The sequence below is a fragment of the Gelidimonas diazotrophica genome (genome assembly GCF_055694025.1).
Window position 1 is genome coordinate 3,418,569 of sequence record NZ_CM146349.1, and the last position, 16,480, is coordinate 3,435,048.

At 57.4% G+C, this 16,480-nt stretch carries 17 protein-coding genes; 9 read left to right on the top strand and 8 right to left on the bottom strand.

Features of this window, described 5'->3' with window-relative positions:
* Nucleotides 1–23: 23 nt before the first annotated feature.
* The 4 genes from KGFNPO_RS15890 to pdxR form a co-directional block, all read right to left on the bottom strand.
* The gene (locus KGFNPO_RS15890) at nucleotides 24–701 is read right to left on the bottom strand and encodes an SPOR domain-containing protein (protein ID WP_472632202.1); all 678 of its coding nucleotides are present in this window, start codon (nucleotides 699–701) and stop codon (nucleotides 24–26) included.
* Nucleotides 695–1,486, bottom strand: coding sequence for a type III pantothenate kinase (locus tag KGFNPO_RS15895; RefSeq protein ID WP_472632203.1), 792 nt, complete (start codon nucleotides 1,484–1,486; stop codon nucleotides 695–697). Before KGFNPO_RS15895 ends, KGFNPO_RS15890 begins: the two co-directional genes overlap by 7 nt.
* 13 nt (nucleotides 1,487–1,499) lie before the next feature.
* A complete protein-coding gene (locus KGFNPO_RS15900) occupies nucleotides 1,500–2,315 on the bottom strand; it encodes a biotin--[acetyl-CoA-carboxylase] ligase (protein WP_472632204.1) in 816 nt (271 codons plus the stop codon).
* A 412-nt stretch (nucleotides 2,316–2,727) separates the two neighbouring features.
* Nucleotides 2,728–4,254: a MocR-like pyridoxine biosynthesis transcription factor PdxR gene (gene pdxR, locus KGFNPO_RS15905; protein ID WP_472632205.1), complete on the bottom strand. Its 1,527-nt coding sequence runs from the start codon at nucleotides 4,252–4,254 to the stop codon at nucleotides 2,728–2,730.
* 173 nt (nucleotides 4,255–4,427) lie between these two features.
* Between pdxR and KGFNPO_RS15910 the strand changes: the two genes are divergently transcribed.
* The 5 genes from KGFNPO_RS15910 to KGFNPO_RS15930 all read left to right on the top strand — a co-directional run bounded on the left by KGFNPO_RS15910 (nucleotide 4,428) and on the right by KGFNPO_RS15930 (nucleotide 8,481).
* The gene (locus KGFNPO_RS15910; RefSeq protein ID WP_472632206.1) at nucleotides 4,428–4,841 is read left to right on the top strand and encodes a GNAT family N-acetyltransferase; all 414 of its coding nucleotides are present in this window, start codon (nucleotides 4,428–4,430) and stop codon (nucleotides 4,839–4,841) included.
* A 170-nt stretch (nucleotides 4,842–5,011) separates the two neighbouring features.
* A complete protein-coding gene (locus KGFNPO_RS15915) occupies nucleotides 5,012–5,644 on the top strand; it encodes an FMN-binding negative transcriptional regulator (protein ID WP_472632207.1) in 633 nt (210 codons plus the stop codon).
* A 70-nt stretch (nucleotides 5,645–5,714) separates the two neighbouring features.
* Nucleotides 5,715–6,146 (top strand): carboxymuconolactone decarboxylase family protein, encoded by a 432-nt coding sequence (locus KGFNPO_RS15920; protein WP_472632208.1) that lies wholly within the window; start codon nucleotides 5,715–5,717, stop codon nucleotides 6,144–6,146.
* Between the two features lie 289 nt (nucleotides 6,147–6,435).
* Nucleotides 6,436–7,041, top strand: a complete 606-nt coding sequence (locus KGFNPO_RS15925) for a phosphatase PAP2 family protein (RefSeq protein WP_472632209.1) — start codon at nucleotides 6,436–6,438, stop codon at nucleotides 7,039–7,041.
* A 42-nt stretch (nucleotides 7,042–7,083) separates the two neighbouring features.
* Nucleotides 7,084–8,481 (top strand): bifunctional DedA family/phosphatase PAP2 family protein, encoded by a 1,398-nt coding sequence (locus tag KGFNPO_RS15930; RefSeq protein WP_472632210.1) that lies wholly within the window; start codon nucleotides 7,084–7,086, stop codon nucleotides 8,479–8,481.
* Nucleotides 8,482–8,687: 206 nt separating this feature from the next.
* On the opposite strand, the gene KGFNPO_RS15935 is transcribed toward KGFNPO_RS15930, so the two are convergent.
* From KGFNPO_RS15935 to KGFNPO_RS15950, 4 genes are all read right to left on the bottom strand, one after another.
* Nucleotides 8,688–9,731 (bottom strand): HD domain-containing phosphohydrolase, encoded by a 1,044-nt coding sequence (locus KGFNPO_RS15935; protein ID WP_472632211.1) that lies wholly within the window; start codon nucleotides 9,729–9,731, stop codon nucleotides 8,688–8,690.
* A 67-nt stretch (nucleotides 9,732–9,798) separates the two neighbouring features.
* On the bottom strand, nucleotides 9,799–10,452 hold the full coding sequence (locus KGFNPO_RS15940) for a protein phosphatase CheZ (RefSeq protein ID WP_472632212.1): 654 nt from the start codon (nucleotides 10,450–10,452) through the stop codon (nucleotides 9,799–9,801).
* A complete protein-coding gene (locus KGFNPO_RS15945) occupies nucleotides 10,449–10,871 on the bottom strand; it encodes a response regulator (RefSeq protein WP_472632213.1) in 423 nt (140 codons plus the stop codon). Before KGFNPO_RS15945 ends, KGFNPO_RS15940 begins: the two co-directional genes overlap by 4 nt.
* Complete coding sequence (locus KGFNPO_RS15950) at nucleotides 10,868–11,005, bottom strand: hypothetical protein (RefSeq protein WP_472632214.1); 138 nt, start codon at nucleotides 11,003–11,005, stop codon at nucleotides 10,868–10,870. Before KGFNPO_RS15950 ends, KGFNPO_RS15945 begins: the two co-directional genes overlap by 4 nt.
* 92 nt (nucleotides 11,006–11,097) lie before the next feature.
* On the opposite strand from KGFNPO_RS15950, the gene KGFNPO_RS15955 reads away from it, so the two are divergent.
* The 4 genes from KGFNPO_RS15955 (at nucleotide 11,098) to KGFNPO_RS15970 (ending at nucleotide 16,363) form a co-directional block, all read left to right on the top strand.
* A complete protein-coding gene (locus KGFNPO_RS15955; protein WP_472632215.1) occupies nucleotides 11,098–11,709 on the top strand; it encodes a response regulator in 612 nt (203 codons plus the stop codon).
* Nucleotides 11,710–11,848: 139 nt separating this feature from the next.
* Complete coding sequence (locus KGFNPO_RS15960; RefSeq protein ID WP_472632216.1) at nucleotides 11,849–13,585, top strand: cache domain-containing sensor histidine kinase; 1,737 nt, start codon at nucleotides 11,849–11,851, stop codon at nucleotides 13,583–13,585.
* Between the two features lie 63 nt (nucleotides 13,586–13,648).
* Nucleotides 13,649–14,044, top strand: a complete 396-nt coding sequence (locus KGFNPO_RS15965; protein WP_472632217.1) for an Hpt domain-containing protein — start codon at nucleotides 13,649–13,651, stop codon at nucleotides 14,042–14,044.
* A 123-nt stretch (nucleotides 14,045–14,167) separates the two neighbouring features.
* Entirely contained in the window at nucleotides 14,168–16,363 is a 2,196-nt protein-coding gene (locus KGFNPO_RS15970; protein WP_472632219.1) for a response regulator, read from the top strand.
* Nucleotides 16,364–16,480: the final 117 nt, after the last annotated feature.

Below are 16,480 nucleotides of genomic sequence, written 5' to 3' on the forward strand. Positions count from 1 at the left end.
GCCGACAAGACGCGGCTATCGGTTTACTGGCAGTTGCGCAACTGCTGCTCCGGAAAATCTGCGGCAATCCGGTCGAGCGCCGCTTTGCCGGCCGGGTCCAGATCGCGCAGCTGAAACATCACGTTGCCAGTAGCCACGCTGCGGGCGCCGATCCGGGCCGACTGCACGCCTTGCTGCCTGAGCTTGTCCAGCAGGATTTTGGCAGCAGATTCGGTCTTGTATACCCCCAGCGAAATGCCCCAGCGCAAATCGGGACTGGGATTGTCTTGCATGATGAAGAAATTGGTCACGCCGCGCTGGCGCAACTCCGCCACCTTCTGCTGCGCGCCGGCCTGGCCTCCCTGCGGCGGGAGATACACCATGTAACTGCCGACTTCGCGCACATTGCGGCGCGATTGCCGGTCGCCCAGCGCCAGCTCCGCACTCCGCGCCTCAAAACGCTTGGCCTGTGCCAGCGGGAAATTGCCGATTTCAGTGCAGGCAATCAGGGCTGGCGGCGCAGGCTCGGCTGTCACCGCTGCCGGTGTGGCCGCCGCAACTGCGGCTCCGGCAGCAAGCAAGGTCAGCTGTTCCGGATGGATTTGGCGTTGGATGCGCTGCGACTCGCGCCCATCCGGCATGAAAGCATCGAAAGCGCTCCAGTTAACCGCCAGTAGCGCAGCGTTGACCAGCAACAGTATCCAGAAAATGAATTTCAACATGATAGGTCCGAATCCGAATCCGCGGCCTGCAACGCCACGACTTGTAAGCCGATAAGCACCAGATTATCGACGGTTTTATGCGGCACCCGCAGCTGCGGCGCGATATACGCCGCCGCGCCGCCGGCCACCACGCACTGCACAGCAGCATGCCGCTGCGTATGGGCCGCCAGCGCGCGCTCGATGGCGCCAGTCTGGGCGGCCAGGCAACCGGCCACAATCGCGGCATCGGTATTGTCGGCAAACGCCTGCGACAGCGATAATTTATGCGCCACATGCGGCAATTGTGCGGTGTTTTGCGCCAGCGCACTCGCCATCAAACCCAGACCCGGCAAGATCATCCCGCCCACAAAATTTCCATCCGGATCGAGCGCATCGACCGTGGTGGCGGTGCCGCAGGTGGCGACGATCAAGGCTTGCTGCGGAAACAATGCGTGCGCGCCAATCAGGGAAGCGAACCGGTCGCAGCCGAGCTGGGCCGGGTCGCGATAGCCGTTCCTGACCCCGCCCAGTTGCGGCGTTGAAGCGAACCAGACGATCTGCTTTGGCTGCGGGTTTGTGGCGGCAGCGGCGGCGGCCAAAGCCGCCTCCAGACTCAGGCGCAATGCTGCACCGGCCACGTTGGACACCAGCGCACGCGAAAACCGCAAGTTTTTCCAAGCCTGCGCCAGCGTGCCAAGCTCGGCGTGGCTGACCGTACCAAAGGCGCTCCAGCGGCCCAATTCCGTGGCAGCATCCACCAGCGCCCACTTGATCCGGGTGTTGCCGGCATCGACCAATAACAGCATGCTTAATTTTCCTTCACTTTTTCTCTAAGCGCAGCGATACATCGCCGGCCAACACGGCAACCCGGCCGGCGGCAGTGTCCAGCAGCAGGCGGCCGATGGCATCCACTCCCATCGCCACGCCTTGCTGCACCACCTGGCCGCGATCCAGAATTACCACCGTTTTGCCGGCAAATGCATGCAGACCATTCCAGCGCGCCACGAAAGCGGCAAAACCGCCCGACTCGAATTGCACCAATGATTCCGTCAACGCATTCAACAATGCCGCCAGCAACAAGTTGCGGTCCAGCCGCGCCAGCCACGGCGCATCAGCCACCGCGCGCCCGATCTGCGCTTCGAGTTGATCCGGCACGCTCAAATTTAAACCAATCCCAATCACCGCCCAAGTGCCGCCTTGCGCGCCCGGTCCACTTGGTCTTGATGTAGGCGCGGCCACCGTTTCGACCAGAATCCCGGCCAGCTTGTTGCCGTCTTTCAGCACGTCGTTCGGCCACTTCAAGCCAACCCGAACATCAAACAGCGCCAGCGCCTCGGCCAGCGCCACCCCGACCGCCAGCGGCAAACCCAGCAGCGCCTGAATCGGCAGCGCAAAACGCCACGCCAGCGAAAACGTCAATGCGCCGCCCGGCACCGAATGCCAACTGCGCCCGGCGCGGCCACGGCCGGCAGTCTGGCTTTCGGCCACCAGCAGCACCGGCGACGACAAGCCGCCCAGCCGTGCCAGCAAGTCAGCATTGGTCGAGCCGGTCTCGGCCACGACCTCGACCGCAACCTGTTGTGCGCTAGCCTGACGCAATGCGGCAATGTGTGATTGTGAAAGCAAGATATCCATGCCGCGCATTGTAGCGGGAGTGGCATGTTTGACGCAGCAAAAAAAGGCAAGACCGTAAGTCGTAATTCGTAGGATGGGTGCAACCCATCGCCTATCGAATTTACAGATGGGTTGCACCCATCCTACGATTATCATCCCGCTCGATACTTACATCCGTTGCGCCGCAATCGAATGATTAAGGCATTAAAGTGCAATGCGATTTATTTCAAAATACAACGCACCTGTCCCGATTTGAGGTGGCAGAAACTTTTTCAGAAATTCAATAGTACAGGCCTATGTATTATTAGTTACCGCAATTAATATATGCGGTAAATACACTATTTTTAACTATACTCCTGTTATTTTTCTTTAAAAATAAAACGAATAACAGGCGACTGCGTGAATTTTAAGAGCCCGGGACCATACACGCCCCTCAATTGTGACTCGATGCCTCCTTTAAAACTTGTCGCAAAACAGTCACGCCGTGCTTAATCTCATCCACTGAAATCGCGGCAAAGCCCAGCAGCAATCCTTGCGATTGACTATATGCGGGCGCAGCGTTGGCAAGCGTGCTGGCATAGTGCGACAAGGGCCGCACTTCAATCCCTTTTGCCAGTGCCGCTTGGGCAATGGCAATTTCATCGTGCGGTTTTTTAAAATACACTGCGAAGTCGAGCCCTGCATCAGTCGGGCCGCACACCAATTCGTCTGCCAGCTGCGCGTCGAGCGCTTGCAGCAGCGCCTCGCGCCGCTCTGCATACGCTTCTCTGGTGCGCTTGATATGGCGCTTGAAATGACCCTCGGCGATGAAATCCGCCAACACTATCTGCGGCACGATCGCGGTGTGACGATCGATCACGGCTTTGCCCTGGACGATCGCCTCAACCAAGGGCAGTGGCGCGACCAGATAGCCGAGCCGCAAACCGGGGAACAGCACTTTCGACAGCGTGCCGACATAGATCACGCACGCGGCAGTATCGAGACTTTGCAAGGAAGCCAGCGGCGGGCCGGTGTAGCGGTATTCGCTGTCGTAATCGTCCTCGATCACCCACGCTTTATGGGCGGCGGCCCAAGCCAGTAATTCCAGCCGGCGTTGCAGGGGCATCGTCACGCCGAGCGGGAGTTGGTGCGAAGGCGTGACGTAGATCAATTTGGCATCCGGGCAATGCTGGGCGCCATAGGCGACGCTGAGTCCGTCGGCATCGACCGGCACGGGCGTAATGCGGGCCTGGCCCGCATGCAGCGGCGCACTGGCACCGCGATAACCGGGATTTTCGACCCAGACCGCATCGTCGGGCGCGAGCAGCAAGCTCGACAACAGGAAGAGCGCCTGCTGCGAACCGGAGGTAATGACGATCTGCTCCGGCGTGCAATTGACACCGCGTGACGCTTTCAGGTAAACGCACAGCAGTGCGCGCAAAGGCGCATAACCGGCCGGATCGGAATAGCCCATCTGATAGTCGGGGCGACGCCAGCAGCGCGCTTCAAGCCGGCACCAGATATCGAATGGAAACAGATCGAGATCGGGCATGCCGATTCGAAACGCACGCGGCTGGCCTTGATGAAAACGCATTTCCCCCATCGCATCGACAAAGCGCAAGCCACGGCTAGATAGCGGACGCAACAGCGTTGCCGCTGAATGCGTGGTTGCGCTGCTGGCGCTGGCAGAAGGAGCCGCACGCTGCTGCGATGCGATCGGCAATCGCTCACTGACAAAGGTGCCCTTGCCAACGCTGCCAGTCAGATAGCCTTCGGCCATCAGTTGCGCGTAGGCGTTCAGTACGGTTTGGCGCGAAATTCCGAGCAAACGGCAAAAATCGCGGGTTGGCGGCAGTTGCATGCCGGGGCTGATGGCACCGCTCAAGATGGCTTGTTTGATCGCTGCATACAATTGACGAAACAACGCTGTCGGGCCATTACGGTCTAGTGGTAAGGATGCGAGTAATTGGGTGATATGCATAACAATTTTTAATACTGAAATTGGTAGCTCCAAAATCACAAGCATCGGCAAACAAAAAACACGCCTGATGCTATGCAAATTGGCATTTCAAAAATAGGTGTTATTGGATATTTTCAAAAGCCAAGTTGAACAATAACATGGTGCATATCTCCACCCCAACGACCAGGCACACCATGCACACTATCGTTTATGCGCAAAACCGCCGTATCACGCCAGAACAACTGGCCCATGTCTTTACGCGCTCCGGCATCAACCGGCCCGTCGATGATTTGCCGCGCCTGGAAAAGATGCTCCAGCATGGCAGCGTACTGATCACCGCCTGGGATGGCGCAAACCTGATCGGTGTGGCCCGCGCTCTGACCGACTTTTCTTTTTGCTGTTATTTATCCGATCTGGCGGTGGATCGCGACTATCAAAAAAAGGGCATCGGGCAAGCCCTGATCGCGCAAGTGCACAGCGCGATTGGCACTGACACGATGCTCTTGTTGCTGGCGGCACCGAGCGCGATGTCGTACTACCCGAAAATCGGATTTGACGCAGTTGCCAATGGCTGGGTCATCCCGCGTCCTTCCGCTGTCGCTGCATAGCGCACTCACACGCCTCCACCATCGCCATTGCCCATTCGCTCAGAGCTGATGTGGTAGTCGAGATACCTTAATTTTTATATTGCGGCTTACGCAAATCCAGTAGTGCAGGCCTCCGTGCCTGCACGACTAAACCACAGTATTTGCGTAATCCGCATCTTGAAAGCAATCCCATGTATGTACCCTCGCACTTTGCAGAAGATCGGCTCGATGTGCTGCATCAGCTGATGCACGACTATCCATTGGGCACCCTGATTACGCTGGAGCCGGGCGGACTCAATGCCAGCCACATCCCGTTTGAAATCGCGCCCGCCAGCGCCGCTGCGCCGCATGGGACATTGCGCGCGCATATCGCCCGCAACAACCCGTTATGGCGCAATGCTTCGGACGCGCTGGATGCGCTGGTGGTATTCCAGGGGCCGCACGCTTACATCACGCCCACCTGGTACGAGGAGAAAAAAGCGAGCGGCAAGGTGGTGCCGACCTACAACTATGCGACCGTGCATGCGTATGGGCCATTGCGCATCATCGATGACGCCGCATGGTTGCATGCGCTGCTGGAACGCCTGACACATCGGCATGAAGCGACTCACGCCCAGCCGTGGCAAGTCAGCGACGCGCCGCCAGAATTTATCGAAAAAACATTACCCGCCATCATCGGCATCGAAATCCCCTTGAGCCGCGTGATCGGCAGTTGGAAAGCGAGCCAAAACCGTTCCAGCGCGGACCGGATGACGATTGCGGCCGGTCTGCGCGCGATCGGCGATGCCAACGCGGTGGCGATGGCGGATCTGGTGGCGCGATAAAGGGGTTTAGTGTTGCCTTTCGTAATCACCGGAATGCATAAATATCGTTTCTATAAATAGGAGTTTTCATATGCGTCATCTGCGCCTTCCGTATTTCGAATTGTCCCCGGAGTTGTTGAAAGGCTTGCGTCAAGTCAACGCCGCGCTGGAGCGCAGCGCGCTTGGCTTACCGTTGATTGAACTGGTCTATATGCGTATCTCGCAGGTCAACGGTTGTTCTTTTTGCCTCAAAAAACATGGCAAAACTCTCCGCGATACTGGTGAAACTACGGAAAGGCTGGACGTCTTGGCGGGTTGGCACGCGAGTGACTTATTCAACGCAAGAGAACGCGCCGCCTTAGCCTGGGCCGAATCGCTGACAAGCATCAGCGAAACCCATGCGCCCGATGCCGTGTTTAATCCATTGAAAGAACACTTCTCTGACGTCGAAATTTCCGACCTGACGTTCGCCATTGCGAATATAAACGCATTAAACCGCCTTGCTATCAGCATGCGGCAATAGAAGAAGACCATAAGGCGCAATTCGTAGGATGGGTGAAACCCATCTCCTATCGAACGCACAAGATGGGTTGCACCCATCCTACAATTAATCATCCTGGTCGATACCTACATCCGTTTCACCTCAGTCAAACGGATAGGCCGTAAGGCGCAATTCGTAGGGCAATGCACCTTATGGCCTTGAGGACATGTGTTATTGCAGCACGCATGTAAAATCGTTGCTATTGTTTATCACCGCGACGCTTCAGTTCGAGCTGAGCCCCAAACTCGTCAAATTCCATGGAACAACCTTCATGACACCATTAGAAACTCTCAACCAAGCGCTTTTCTTGCGTCTGAATGCCGACTTAAGCACTGCGGCCTGGAAGCTCAACCTCGGCGTTTTAACGGCCGAATACCTGATTTATTTGATTCCCCTGATTCTGGTCGGCCTGTGGTGCTGGGGCAATGAATCACAACGGGCATTGGCACTGAAGGCTTGCGTCGTCACGCTCGTCGCGCTGGGGATTAACCAGTTGCTCAGTATGGGATGGCCGCATCCGCGACCATTTATGATCGGGCTAGGCCATACATTTATCCCGCATGCGGCCGATCCATCTTTTCCCAGCGACCATGTCACCATTTTTGCCGCCATAGGATTGACCTTGGTGTTCGCAAACATCCGCTCGGTGGCAGGCTGGGCCACGCTTTTGCTGGGCGGGGGCGTGGCGTGGGCGCGGATTTTTCTCGGCGTGCATTTTCCACTCGATATGGTCGGTGCGGTCACTGTCGCCGGCGCGGTCTGGCTCGGCATCCGGCCCGTCTGGCGTCTGGCCGGAGAACGCATCACTGCGCAGGCGTTGGTAATTTACCGCACGCTCCTGGCCGGTCCTATTGCGCGCGGATGGATGCGCCGCTAACGCGCTGCCAGCGGGCCTTTCAACACATTTTCCGGTACCGGCATGCTCGATTACCTGGTCAATCTCGTAGGTCGCCTCGGGCAGTGGGGTTACCTGCTTATTTTCCTCGGGGCGATGCTCGAATCGGCCGCTTTTCTTGGCCTCATCATCCCGGGTGAAAGTCTGGTGCTGGTGACCGGGTTTCTTGCCGCACAGGGGGTGCTCGATTTTGATGTCCTGATTGTGACTGTTGCGATTGGCGCGGCCCTGGGAGACAGCGTCGGCTACGAGATGGGAAGATGGATGGGGCGTCCGGCGCTGTTGCACTATGGCAGCCATTTCGGTTTGACCAATGCCCGCGTGGAGAAGGCAGATGCCTTCTTTGCACGACACGGCAGCAAAGCGGTTTTCCTCGGACGATTTGTCGGTTTTGCGCGCGCCATCGTGCCATTCCTGGCCGGTTCTTCAAAAATGCCCTACCGCAAGTTTTTGCCCTATAACGTATTGGGTGCGGCGCTTTGGTCGTCTGCGGTCGTGTTGCTCGGGTATTTCCTCGGAGCCGGCTGGCACACTGCAGAGCGCTGGATTGGTCGCGCCAGCGCCATTCTCGGCGGCATATTGTTATTCATCTTGCTGCTGGTCTGGCTCTACCGCTGGGCGGTTCGTCACGAAGCCGGCGTTATGAGCATCATGCAGGCCTGGCAGCGCCTTTCCCAGCGGCCGCAGATCGCTGCACTGCGTCACCGCTTCGCCCCACAAATCGCATTCCTTCATGCCCGGCTGTCACCGCGCAGCTATCTCGGGTTAAATCTGACATTCGGGGCGCTAGTCTTGATTGCTGCCAGCTGGTTATTCGGTGGCATTGCCGAAGATGTTTTGACCGGCGACCCGCTCACGGTCATCGATGTGCGCGTCGCAGACTGGTTCCACGTCCGCGCGACACCCGTCTTAACGCAATGCATGCTGCTCATCACCAATCTTCACGGACCGGCTGCCATCAGCATATTTTTGGCGTTGGCGGTGCTGTATTTGGCCTGGAGGCGCGATTGGTACTGGCTCATCTGCCTGCTGGTGACGGTCCCGTCCGGGATGCTGCTGAACGTGTTGATGAAATATGCATTTCACCGTGCCCGTCCCAGTTTCGACAATCCGCTTCTTACCCTGCCGAGCTATAGTTTTCCAAGCGGCCATGCGGCTGGCGCAACGCTGTTTTATGGGGTACTGGCGGCCATGCTGGTATCCAAAATCGATACCTGGCGCTGGCGGGTAATTATCGTCGTGACTGCGATTGCGCTGGTTATTCTGGTGGCCCTGAGCCGCGTGTATCTGGGGGTCCACTACCTGAGCGACGTGCTAGGCGGTTTCGCGGAAGCGATGGCCTGGCTGACGCTTTGCCTGCTCGGCATCCATACCTATTGGCAACATCGCGCTGCGAGTCAAGGCCACAAAGCGCATTCGTAGGATGGGTGCAACCCATCGCCTATCGAACGCACAAGATGGGTTGCACCCATCCTACGATTAATCATCCCGGTCGAAACTTACATCCGTCCGCCTCGATCGGACGAATAAGGCAACTGGGCGCTTAATTAATACTGGCTTATGTATTTTTAAGTTATGCAATATATACATGCGTAAAATGCACTATTTTAGACGATACTCCCGTTATTTTAATGCTGCCCCACATCCTGATATTGGCTGCGGATATGGAGTACGGCATCCCAATCCTTGAAAAAGGCATGCACGCAGGCGGGATCAAAATGATTGCCCGCGCCGTCGCGGATCAATGCCGCTGCGCGGTCCAGCTCCCAGGCCTGTTTGTACGGGCGCGCCGAAGTCAGCGCATCGAATACGTCGGCCACCGCGGTGATGCGGCCATGCAACGGGATCTGCTCCGCGTTCAAACCATTCGGATAGCCGCTACCGTCGTATTTTTCGTGATGGGTCAGCGCGATTACTGCTGCCGCCTGCAGCAACGGCGATGCGCTGCCCTTGAGAATGTCGGCGCCAATCTGCGCATGCGTGCGCATGATCGTCATTTCATCTTCGGTCAGCCGGCCTGGCTTGAGCAGGATGTTGTCGGCAATGCCAACCTTGCCAATGTCATGCATGGGCGCCGCATCCTGAATCAAATCCTGTTCCGCTGCGCTCAGGCCGAGGTTGGCCGCGAGCAGCCGTGAATAATTCGCCATGCGCAGCAAATGCGCGCCGGTTTCCGGATCGCGATACTCGGCGGCGCGCGACAGGCGGTGAATCACATCCCGTTCGCGCGCCACGATTTCCTTGGTGGCTTTTGCGACCTCCTCGGCCAGCCAGTTGGGGCGGCTGGCAAGTTGCACCTGCGCCTTGCGTAGCGCGAGCAAGTTCGTTACCCGCGCGCGCAGTTCGGTCGTATTTACTGGTTTGGTGAGGAAATCGTTTGCGCTCATCTGCAGCGCCTTGTGCCGCACTTCGGTTTGCACGTCTGCGGTGACCATGATCACCGGGACCTCCGCCTTGCCGGGCAACGCCCGAAAGCCCTGCAGGAATTGCAATCCGTCCATCTCCGGCATCATGTAATCGACCAAGACCAGATCCGGCGCATGGGTCTGGCACCAATCCAGCGCCTTGACCGGGCTGGACGCCTCGATCGGCGTCACATCCGGGATCGCTTTGAGCATATATGAAAATAATGAGAGGTTGGTCTGGTCATCATCGACTATGAGTACATCCATATATTTTCGTGCCTTCTGCGTATCAATGAAGTGCGGTTAAAGACCTTTTTTGCAGCAACACGACAGTTCAGAACCCCAAATCAGCGAGCAGATCGTCTACGTTTTCCTGGTCGAGCGCGATGCTGCCGGGTGCGCCAGGGCCTGCCGTAACCTCATTCCTGGTCGCCGGGATAATCGTGCCGGGCGGCACGGCATCGAGCAGGAGTTTCAGCAAGTCATTCTCGGTGCGCTCCATCAGCGTGACCACTTTCTTGATGAGCTGGCCGGTCAGATCCTGAAAATCCTGGGCCATCATGATGTCCGACAGCGCCGCGTGCGTGGCGCCGCAACCCGTTTGTACCTCGGCCAGGAAATTTCGCGTGTTCATGGCGAGCTGCGCATATTCCGGCGCAGCCGGCGCGCTGCCGGCAGCGCCATTCCAGGCTTGCTCCAAGCTGGCGGCATTGCTCGCAAGCTGGTCCAGCAGCGGGGTATTTTCTTCCACCTTGCCAAGCACTGTGTTGGCGGCGTTTTCAGTGAGGTTGGCAATATGCAACAAGCGCTCGCGGGCGGAGGGAAACTCGCTCGCGGCGTCCGTGAGCACGTCCTGCGCGCCAATCTCGGACAAGGTGTCATGCAGCGCGCGGACAATCATGCCGAGGCGTTCGAATACTGGAATGGTGTCGCCACCCTCGGCCGGAAACGCGAGGCTGGCTGTACCAGGATTGACGCAGTCGTTCATACGGATAGCCCTTTCTTGAGCAGAATTTTGTCCAGCTTTACCTTCAGGGTTGCCGCATTAAACGGCTTGACGATATAACCATCCGCTCCGGCCTCGGCAGCGAGAATGATGTTTTCCCTCTTGGCTTCGGCAGTCACCATCATTACCGGCAGATGGCGCAGGCTGCCGTCTTGCCGGATGGCCTTCAAAAATTCCAGGCCATCCATGACCGGCATGTTCCAGTCGGTGATGACAAAATTAACAGGCATCCCATCCTGCTGTCCGCAGCGCAGCAGGTGAAGCGCCCTTTCGCCGTCTTCGGCTTCCTGGATTTTTCCATAGCCAAGCTCCTTGAGCAGGCTGGCGATGATGCGGCGCATGGTTGAAAAATCGTCAACGATGAGAAATCGAATTTCAGCAGGCATATTGTTTGTTGTCATGAAAATGATTGCAGCCCACGGCCGCATCCCTGCAGGGAGGCGGCGGTGGCATTGTGCTGCGTGACTTGGTTCATCTGCATGATCGCCTGATTGATTTGCCCGCTACCTGCGCTCTGTTCATTACTGGCTGCCATTAAAAATTTCTAAAAAACCAATTTTAACAAATATTTCTAAAATTTGTTTTATTTAGTTAAAATGATATTTTTAAAGCATAGAGACTGCAAAAATGCCTTCCACTAAAGTATGCACGACACAAAATGTCGCCCAAATACTGGGAATTTCAGTCACGTCGGTGCAACAGTTAGTGGAAGCCGGCACCATCAAGGCCTGGAAAACGCAAGGCGGACACCGGCGCATTCCTCTTGCTGCGGTAGAGGCCTACAAGGCATCGCAGGCGACTGCGCAGAAAGTCAGCGCGAAGCAGGCAGAGGCTGACAAAAACACCGCCATCCTGATCATCGAGGACAACGAGATGCAGCGCGCCATCTACGACCAACAGATTGCGTCATGGAACCTGCCCGCAACAGTAATGTTTTGCGAAAACGGTTATCAGGGGTTGATGCAGATCGTCAGCCACAAACCGGACATTCTGCTGGCCGATATCGTGATGGAAGGGATCGATGGCTATGAAGTGATCAGCACCATCCTGGCGCATCCCGACATGTCTGACATGCACATTGCCGTCCTTTCCAGCCTGACGCCCGATGCGCTGGAGGCGCGCGGCGGCGTGCCGGATGGCGTGGTCTTTTTCAGTAAACCGGTGAACTACGATGAACTGCGCGGCTACCTGCGCGCTTGCTGTGCGCAAAAGGCGCGTCACCGCCATTCTCGCCAATGATTCCATCAAATTTCACAATTAATATATCTCCGTTGCAAATACAACTGAAGCAACTGATGTTACGCACAAAAAATTCGGTCCACGAAAAACACGAAATACACGAAAAAAACTTCTCTGCGATAACCGAAAGGAGAGTGTTGTGCATTCTTTCGTGCTTTTCGTGTCTTTCGTGGACAATGCTTTTCATGTCTTGCATGCAATGCGCGTAACGTCAGTGAAGCAATTAAAAAAAATCGATGCACGGGTTCTTTTGTGTGTGTTCGCAGCACTGCTGATCACCGGCGTCTGGGCCATGACGCTGATCCAGCTGCGCGCAGCACAACGCGTCCAGTTAGACAATGCGCAACGCGATGCGCGCAGCCTGGCGCGGCTGTTCGATGCGCACGCGAGCCGCACCATTGAAGCCGCCGATCAGGCCGTGACTTATCTGCGCTACCGCTACAACGCGGTCGGCAACGCGCTCGATATCGCACAGGACCTGAAAATGGGGCTCAACCCGGGCGACCTCTACAACCTCTTTTCGATCGTCGATGCGCAGGGAGACATCCTCCTTTCCAGCCGGGCTTTCAAGCCGATGAATTTACGCGACCGCGAACATATCAGGGTCCACATGGAGGCCGACAGTGGCGCTCTGTTCATCAGCAAGCCGGTGCTCGGCCGGGTTTCGAAGAAATGGTCGATCCAGATGACGCGCCGCATCAACCATCCGGACGGCGCGCTCAAGGGCGTGGTCGTGGTTTCGATGGACCCGCAGTATTTCACGCGGCTCTACCACGACATCGATGTCGGCAATCATGGTGCGATAACGCTGACCGGCGCGGATGGCGTGATACGCGTGCGCCGCACTGGCAATAGCGACTCCATGGGACAGGATGTCTCCGCCAGTGTGTTGTTCAAGGCGATGCAGGCCAATGGCCACGGGCTCATCCAGACAAAAAGCGCGATCGACGGCAGAGAGCGCATCTTTGCGTATGAAAAACTGGAGCGCTATCCGTTGTATGTGTCGGTCGGGGTCGATATCGAAGAACAGCTCGCACCGTATTACGCGACGCGATTGCAGGCTTTGCTGCTGGCGAGTCTCACCACCATCATCATCCTGCTTTTTACTGGCGGCATCATCGTGCTGGTGGGCCGGCTGATGGCAAGCCGTGAGCAGGCGATCGCGTCGAACCAGGCAAAATCCCGCTTCCTGTCCAACATGTCGCATGAGCTGCGCACACCGCTCAATGGCATTCTCGGCTTTTCGGAGTTGCTCACGGAGGAACTCGGCGCATCGGAGCAAGGCGGCTTCGCGCAATCCATCCACCAGTGCGGCACCCGTCTGCTCGCTCTGATTGAATCGGTGCTTGAACTGAGCGCGCTGGAGTCCGGAAAAATCGCACTGTCGATGCGGCGCGAAAACCTCAGGGAAATGCTGCAGCAAGCAATCCATCGCCACCAGGGCAGCGCTAGCGCCAAACAGATCGGGCTCGGGTTCGACATCGATCCCGACCTGCCCGCCGAAATCACATGCGACCGCGCCAAGCTGCTGCGGGTGCTCGACAGCCTGCTGCGCAACGCCGTCAACTTTACCGGCGCGGGACAGATCCGGCTGAAAGTCGCAACCACGCAAGGCAGCCTGCAGTTCCAGGTGACGGACAGCGGGAGAGGCGTGCCGCCGGAACTCCAGCAACAAATTTTTGGCAAGTTTTCACAGGTGGATGACGCGCCTACACGCGCCGGGAATGGCGCCGGTCTTGGCTTGGCCATCGCGGCGCAACTCGTCGCACTGATGGGCGGGCAGCTATCGTTGCAGTCTTCAAAGGGAGAAGGTTCGACATTTTCCTTTTCGTTGCCACTTGAATCAGCGCGATCGTCGCGCGCTGAAGGCGCTTGATTTTTCCCTTATAGTGAGCCCGGAGTTACCCTGGAGCATCAACAATCTTTGCGGAACATACCGATGCCCGATCAGCAATATCACCATATCGATCCATTCGTCCTGTTGGAGGCGACAGGGGACGACCTTGCGTCGTTTCGCGATTTGTCGAAGACTTTTCTGAGAATCGCCCCGCCGCTGTTGGTGCGCCTGGAAGGGGCGATTCTGGCCGGCGACTGCAAGGCAACTTCGCATGCGAGCCATGCGCTCAAGGGCACAACGTCGCTGGTCGGGGCCACGCAATTGACGCAGATGCTCCAGGACATCGAAAACCTTGCGCTGCACGGCGATCAGGACAGCATGGCGCCGCATATTCCTGAACTGACGCGCTTATTCGGCGCGGTCATGCAAGAGGTGCAGGCCAGCATCGTGTCTTTTCAGAAGGGCGCCGGGCGCAATCGAAATGCGGCGCCGGCATAACTGCAACCCGAATATCCGCACCAGAACCGGTCCCATCACATGCAATCGACAGCATCAGCCAAGAGAACCCGCAAACCCGTGAAACAGCGATGGAATCCCATGCGTTGGGCCAGGGGAAGTGCAATGAGCGCCAGGAGTGCAAGGGGCGCAACGGCCATCATCGGCAGCGTGGTGATCGTTCTGCTTACCGTGATGACGATTGCATCGAGCTGGATATTGCATGACCGGGCGATAGAAGACTGGCGCCAGGAGCTCGGCAACCTGACACTGGTGCTGGCGGAGAACACCTCGCAGACCATGGCCTCGGCCTATCTGGTGCTCGATAGCCTGGCCGAGACGGTCCGCAACGCCGATATCGCTGACCATGCCGGGCTGCTGAAGACTTTCCGCAACCAGCAGACGCAGCAGATGATGCGCGACAAGATCAGCGGCTTGCCGCAGGTCGACGTGGCGACCATCGTTGGCACCAATGGCGATGTGATTACTTTTACCCGCTCTTTCCCGGCACCCGCGATCAACCTCGCCAACCGCGACTATTTCGAGCATCACCAGCGCAAGGTAGACCCCGGAGTGTTCCTCAGCCAGCCAGTACGCAATAAGGGCAATGGCAAGTGGACCTTCTACATCAGCCGCCGCCTGAACAACGCCGATGGCAAATTTCTCGGCGTAGTGCTGGTTGGGATATCGTGCGATTTCTTCAGTAATTTCTTCAAGAACGTCAGCCTGGGCGAGCATGCATCGGTCTCGCTGTACCGGCGCGACTACACTTTGCTGGCGCGCTGGCCGAACGTGGAAAACATCACGGGGAAAAAGAACCTCACCGGCTCGACCTATGAAGTCATGGAACAGGGCAAGGAACATGACGTCATCCTGACGCGGAGTCCGCGCTCGGCGTCCGAATTCAAGGAGGTGTACCGCATGGGCGCGGTACAACTGGTCAGGGACTATCCGCTGATTGTGAATGCGTCCATCACCGAAGATATGTTCCTGAGCGGCTGGCGGAGCACGATATGGCTGCTGGGAGGGATCACACTGGGAAGCCTGCTCGCGCTGGCCATCGCGTTTGTGCTCATGGCCATCATCTTGAAGCGCCGCGAGCAGGACGCCGAAAAAGCGCTGTCGCTCAAGGCGCAGGCCGACTCCGCCAACCAAGCCAAGTCCCGATTCCTGGCGATGATGAGCCATGAGATCCGCACCCCCATGAATGGCATCATTGGCATGTCGGAGTTAATGCTGGAAACGAAACTCGATAGCAGCCAGCAGGCCTACGCCAGCAACGTGTGCAACGGCGCCAAGGACCTGATGCGCATCATTAACGAGATTCTCGATTTTTCAAAAATCGAGTCCGGCCACATGGAAATCGAAACGATTTCCTTCGATCCAGTCCGGCTAATCCAGGACGTCATCGATCTGCACCAATCCAATGCGACTAAAAAGCATCTTGCAATCGATGCCCGGATCGGTCCGCATCCACGGCACTGGGCGCACACAGACCCAATGCGCATCCGGCAAGTGCTGGGCAACCTGATCAACAATGCCATCAAGTTCACGCCTTCGGGCCAGATCACGGTCACCTTCAGCGCGCACCTCGATTGCACAAACCCAGCCGTCATGCACCTGATCTATTGCGTTATCGACAGCGGCATTGGGATCAGCAAGGAAGCGCAACAACACCTGTTCAAACCGTTTAGCCAAGCCGACAACACGATTAGCCGTAAATATGGCGGCACCGGCCTGGGCCTGGCCATCTGCAAGCGTATGGTCGATCTGATGCACGGCCAGATCAGCTGCACCAGCGCCACCGGCGCCGGATCGAAATTCACCTTCCAGATTCCCTGCCACATCGCCGACCAGGTGACTGCGCCCGGCGCGCCATCAGCCGTTCCCGCACTATTGCCTGCTGTTGCACCTGCCGCAGACCTAGTACACGCCGATGCTATTCGCGTGCTGGTGGTCGAAGATACGGAAATAAACAGGCAACTGGTGCGCATCCTGCTGACAAAGAGAGGATGCGTGGTGGAAGAGGCGGAAAACGGACAGCGGGCGCTGGAAGCTCTCGAACATAAGCGCTTTGATCTGGTTTTGATGGATTGCATGATGCCGGTGATGGACGGCTACGAAGCCAGCAGACGCTTGCGCGAAAAGGAAGCCAAGACAGGCGCGGCCAGAATGCCGGTAATCGCGCTCACCGCCAGTGCGATTGAAGGCGACCAGCAACGTTGCCTCGCCGCCGGCATGGATGATTATCTTGCCAAACCATTCACAGCCAGCGAATTCGTAGCGAGGGTTGGCCGCTGGATCAAGCTGAAGCCGGCCTGAAGATACCGCAAAATTCCGTGGCCAAACCGAAAGCACGTAGGGCGGGTGCAACCCGCGGCGGCGCATCGGGACAATCTATTGCCGATGGCGCGCGAGTTGCACCCGCCCTACACACTC

Bases quoted from the DNA above. Each gene is read 5' to 3' on its own strand.
- KGFNPO_RS15895 (WP_472632203.1), bottom strand. From the start codon at position 1,486: ATGCTGTTATTGGTCGATGCCGGCAACACCCGGATCAAGTGGGCGCTG.
- KGFNPO_RS15930 (WP_472632210.1), top strand. From the start codon at position 7,084: ATGCTCGATTACCTGGTCAATCTCGTAGGTCGCCTCGGGCAGTGGGGT.
- KGFNPO_RS15900 (WP_472632204.1), bottom strand. From the start codon at position 2,315: ATGGATATCTTGCTTTCACAATCACACATTGCCGCATTGCGTCAGGCT.
- KGFNPO_RS15955 (WP_472632215.1), top strand. From the start codon at position 11,098: ATGCCTTCCACTAAAGTATGCACGACACAAAATGTCGCCCAAATACTG.
- KGFNPO_RS15925 (WP_472632209.1), top strand. From the start codon at position 6,436: ATGACACCATTAGAAACTCTCAACCAAGCGCTTTTCTTGCGTCTGAAT.
- KGFNPO_RS15950 (WP_472632214.1), bottom strand. From the start codon at position 11,005: ATGGCAGCCAGTAATGAACAGAGCGCAGGTAGCGGGCAAATCAATCAG.
- KGFNPO_RS15940 (WP_472632212.1), bottom strand. From the start codon at position 10,452: ATGAACGACTGCGTCAATCCTGGTACAGCCAGCCTCGCGTTTCCGGCC.
- KGFNPO_RS15970 (WP_472632219.1), top strand. From the start codon at position 14,168: ATGAGCGCCAGGAGTGCAAGGGGCGCAACGGCCATCATCGGCAGCGTG.
- KGFNPO_RS15910 (WP_472632206.1), top strand. From the start codon at position 4,428: ATGCACACTATCGTTTATGCGCAAAACCGCCGTATCACGCCAGAACAA.
- KGFNPO_RS15915 (WP_472632207.1), top strand. From the start codon at position 5,012: ATGTATGTACCCTCGCACTTTGCAGAAGATCGGCTCGATGTGCTGCAT.
- KGFNPO_RS15945 (WP_472632213.1), bottom strand. From the start codon at position 10,871: ATGACAACAAACAATATGCCTGCTGAAATTCGATTTCTCATCGTTGAC.
- KGFNPO_RS15935 (WP_472632211.1), bottom strand. From the start codon at position 9,731: ATGGATGTACTCATAGTCGATGATGACCAGACCAACCTCTCATTATTT.
- KGFNPO_RS15965 (WP_472632217.1), top strand. From the start codon at position 13,649: ATGCCCGATCAGCAATATCACCATATCGATCCATTCGTCCTGTTGGAG.
- KGFNPO_RS15920 (WP_472632208.1), top strand. From the start codon at position 5,715: ATGCGTCATCTGCGCCTTCCGTATTTCGAATTGTCCCCGGAGTTGTTG.
- KGFNPO_RS15890 (WP_472632202.1), bottom strand. From the start codon at position 701: ATGTTGAAATTCATTTTCTGGATACTGTTGCTGGTCAACGCTGCGCTA.
- pdxR (WP_472632205.1), bottom strand. From the start codon at position 4,254: ATGCATATCACCCAATTACTCGCATCCTTACCACTAGACCGTAATGGC.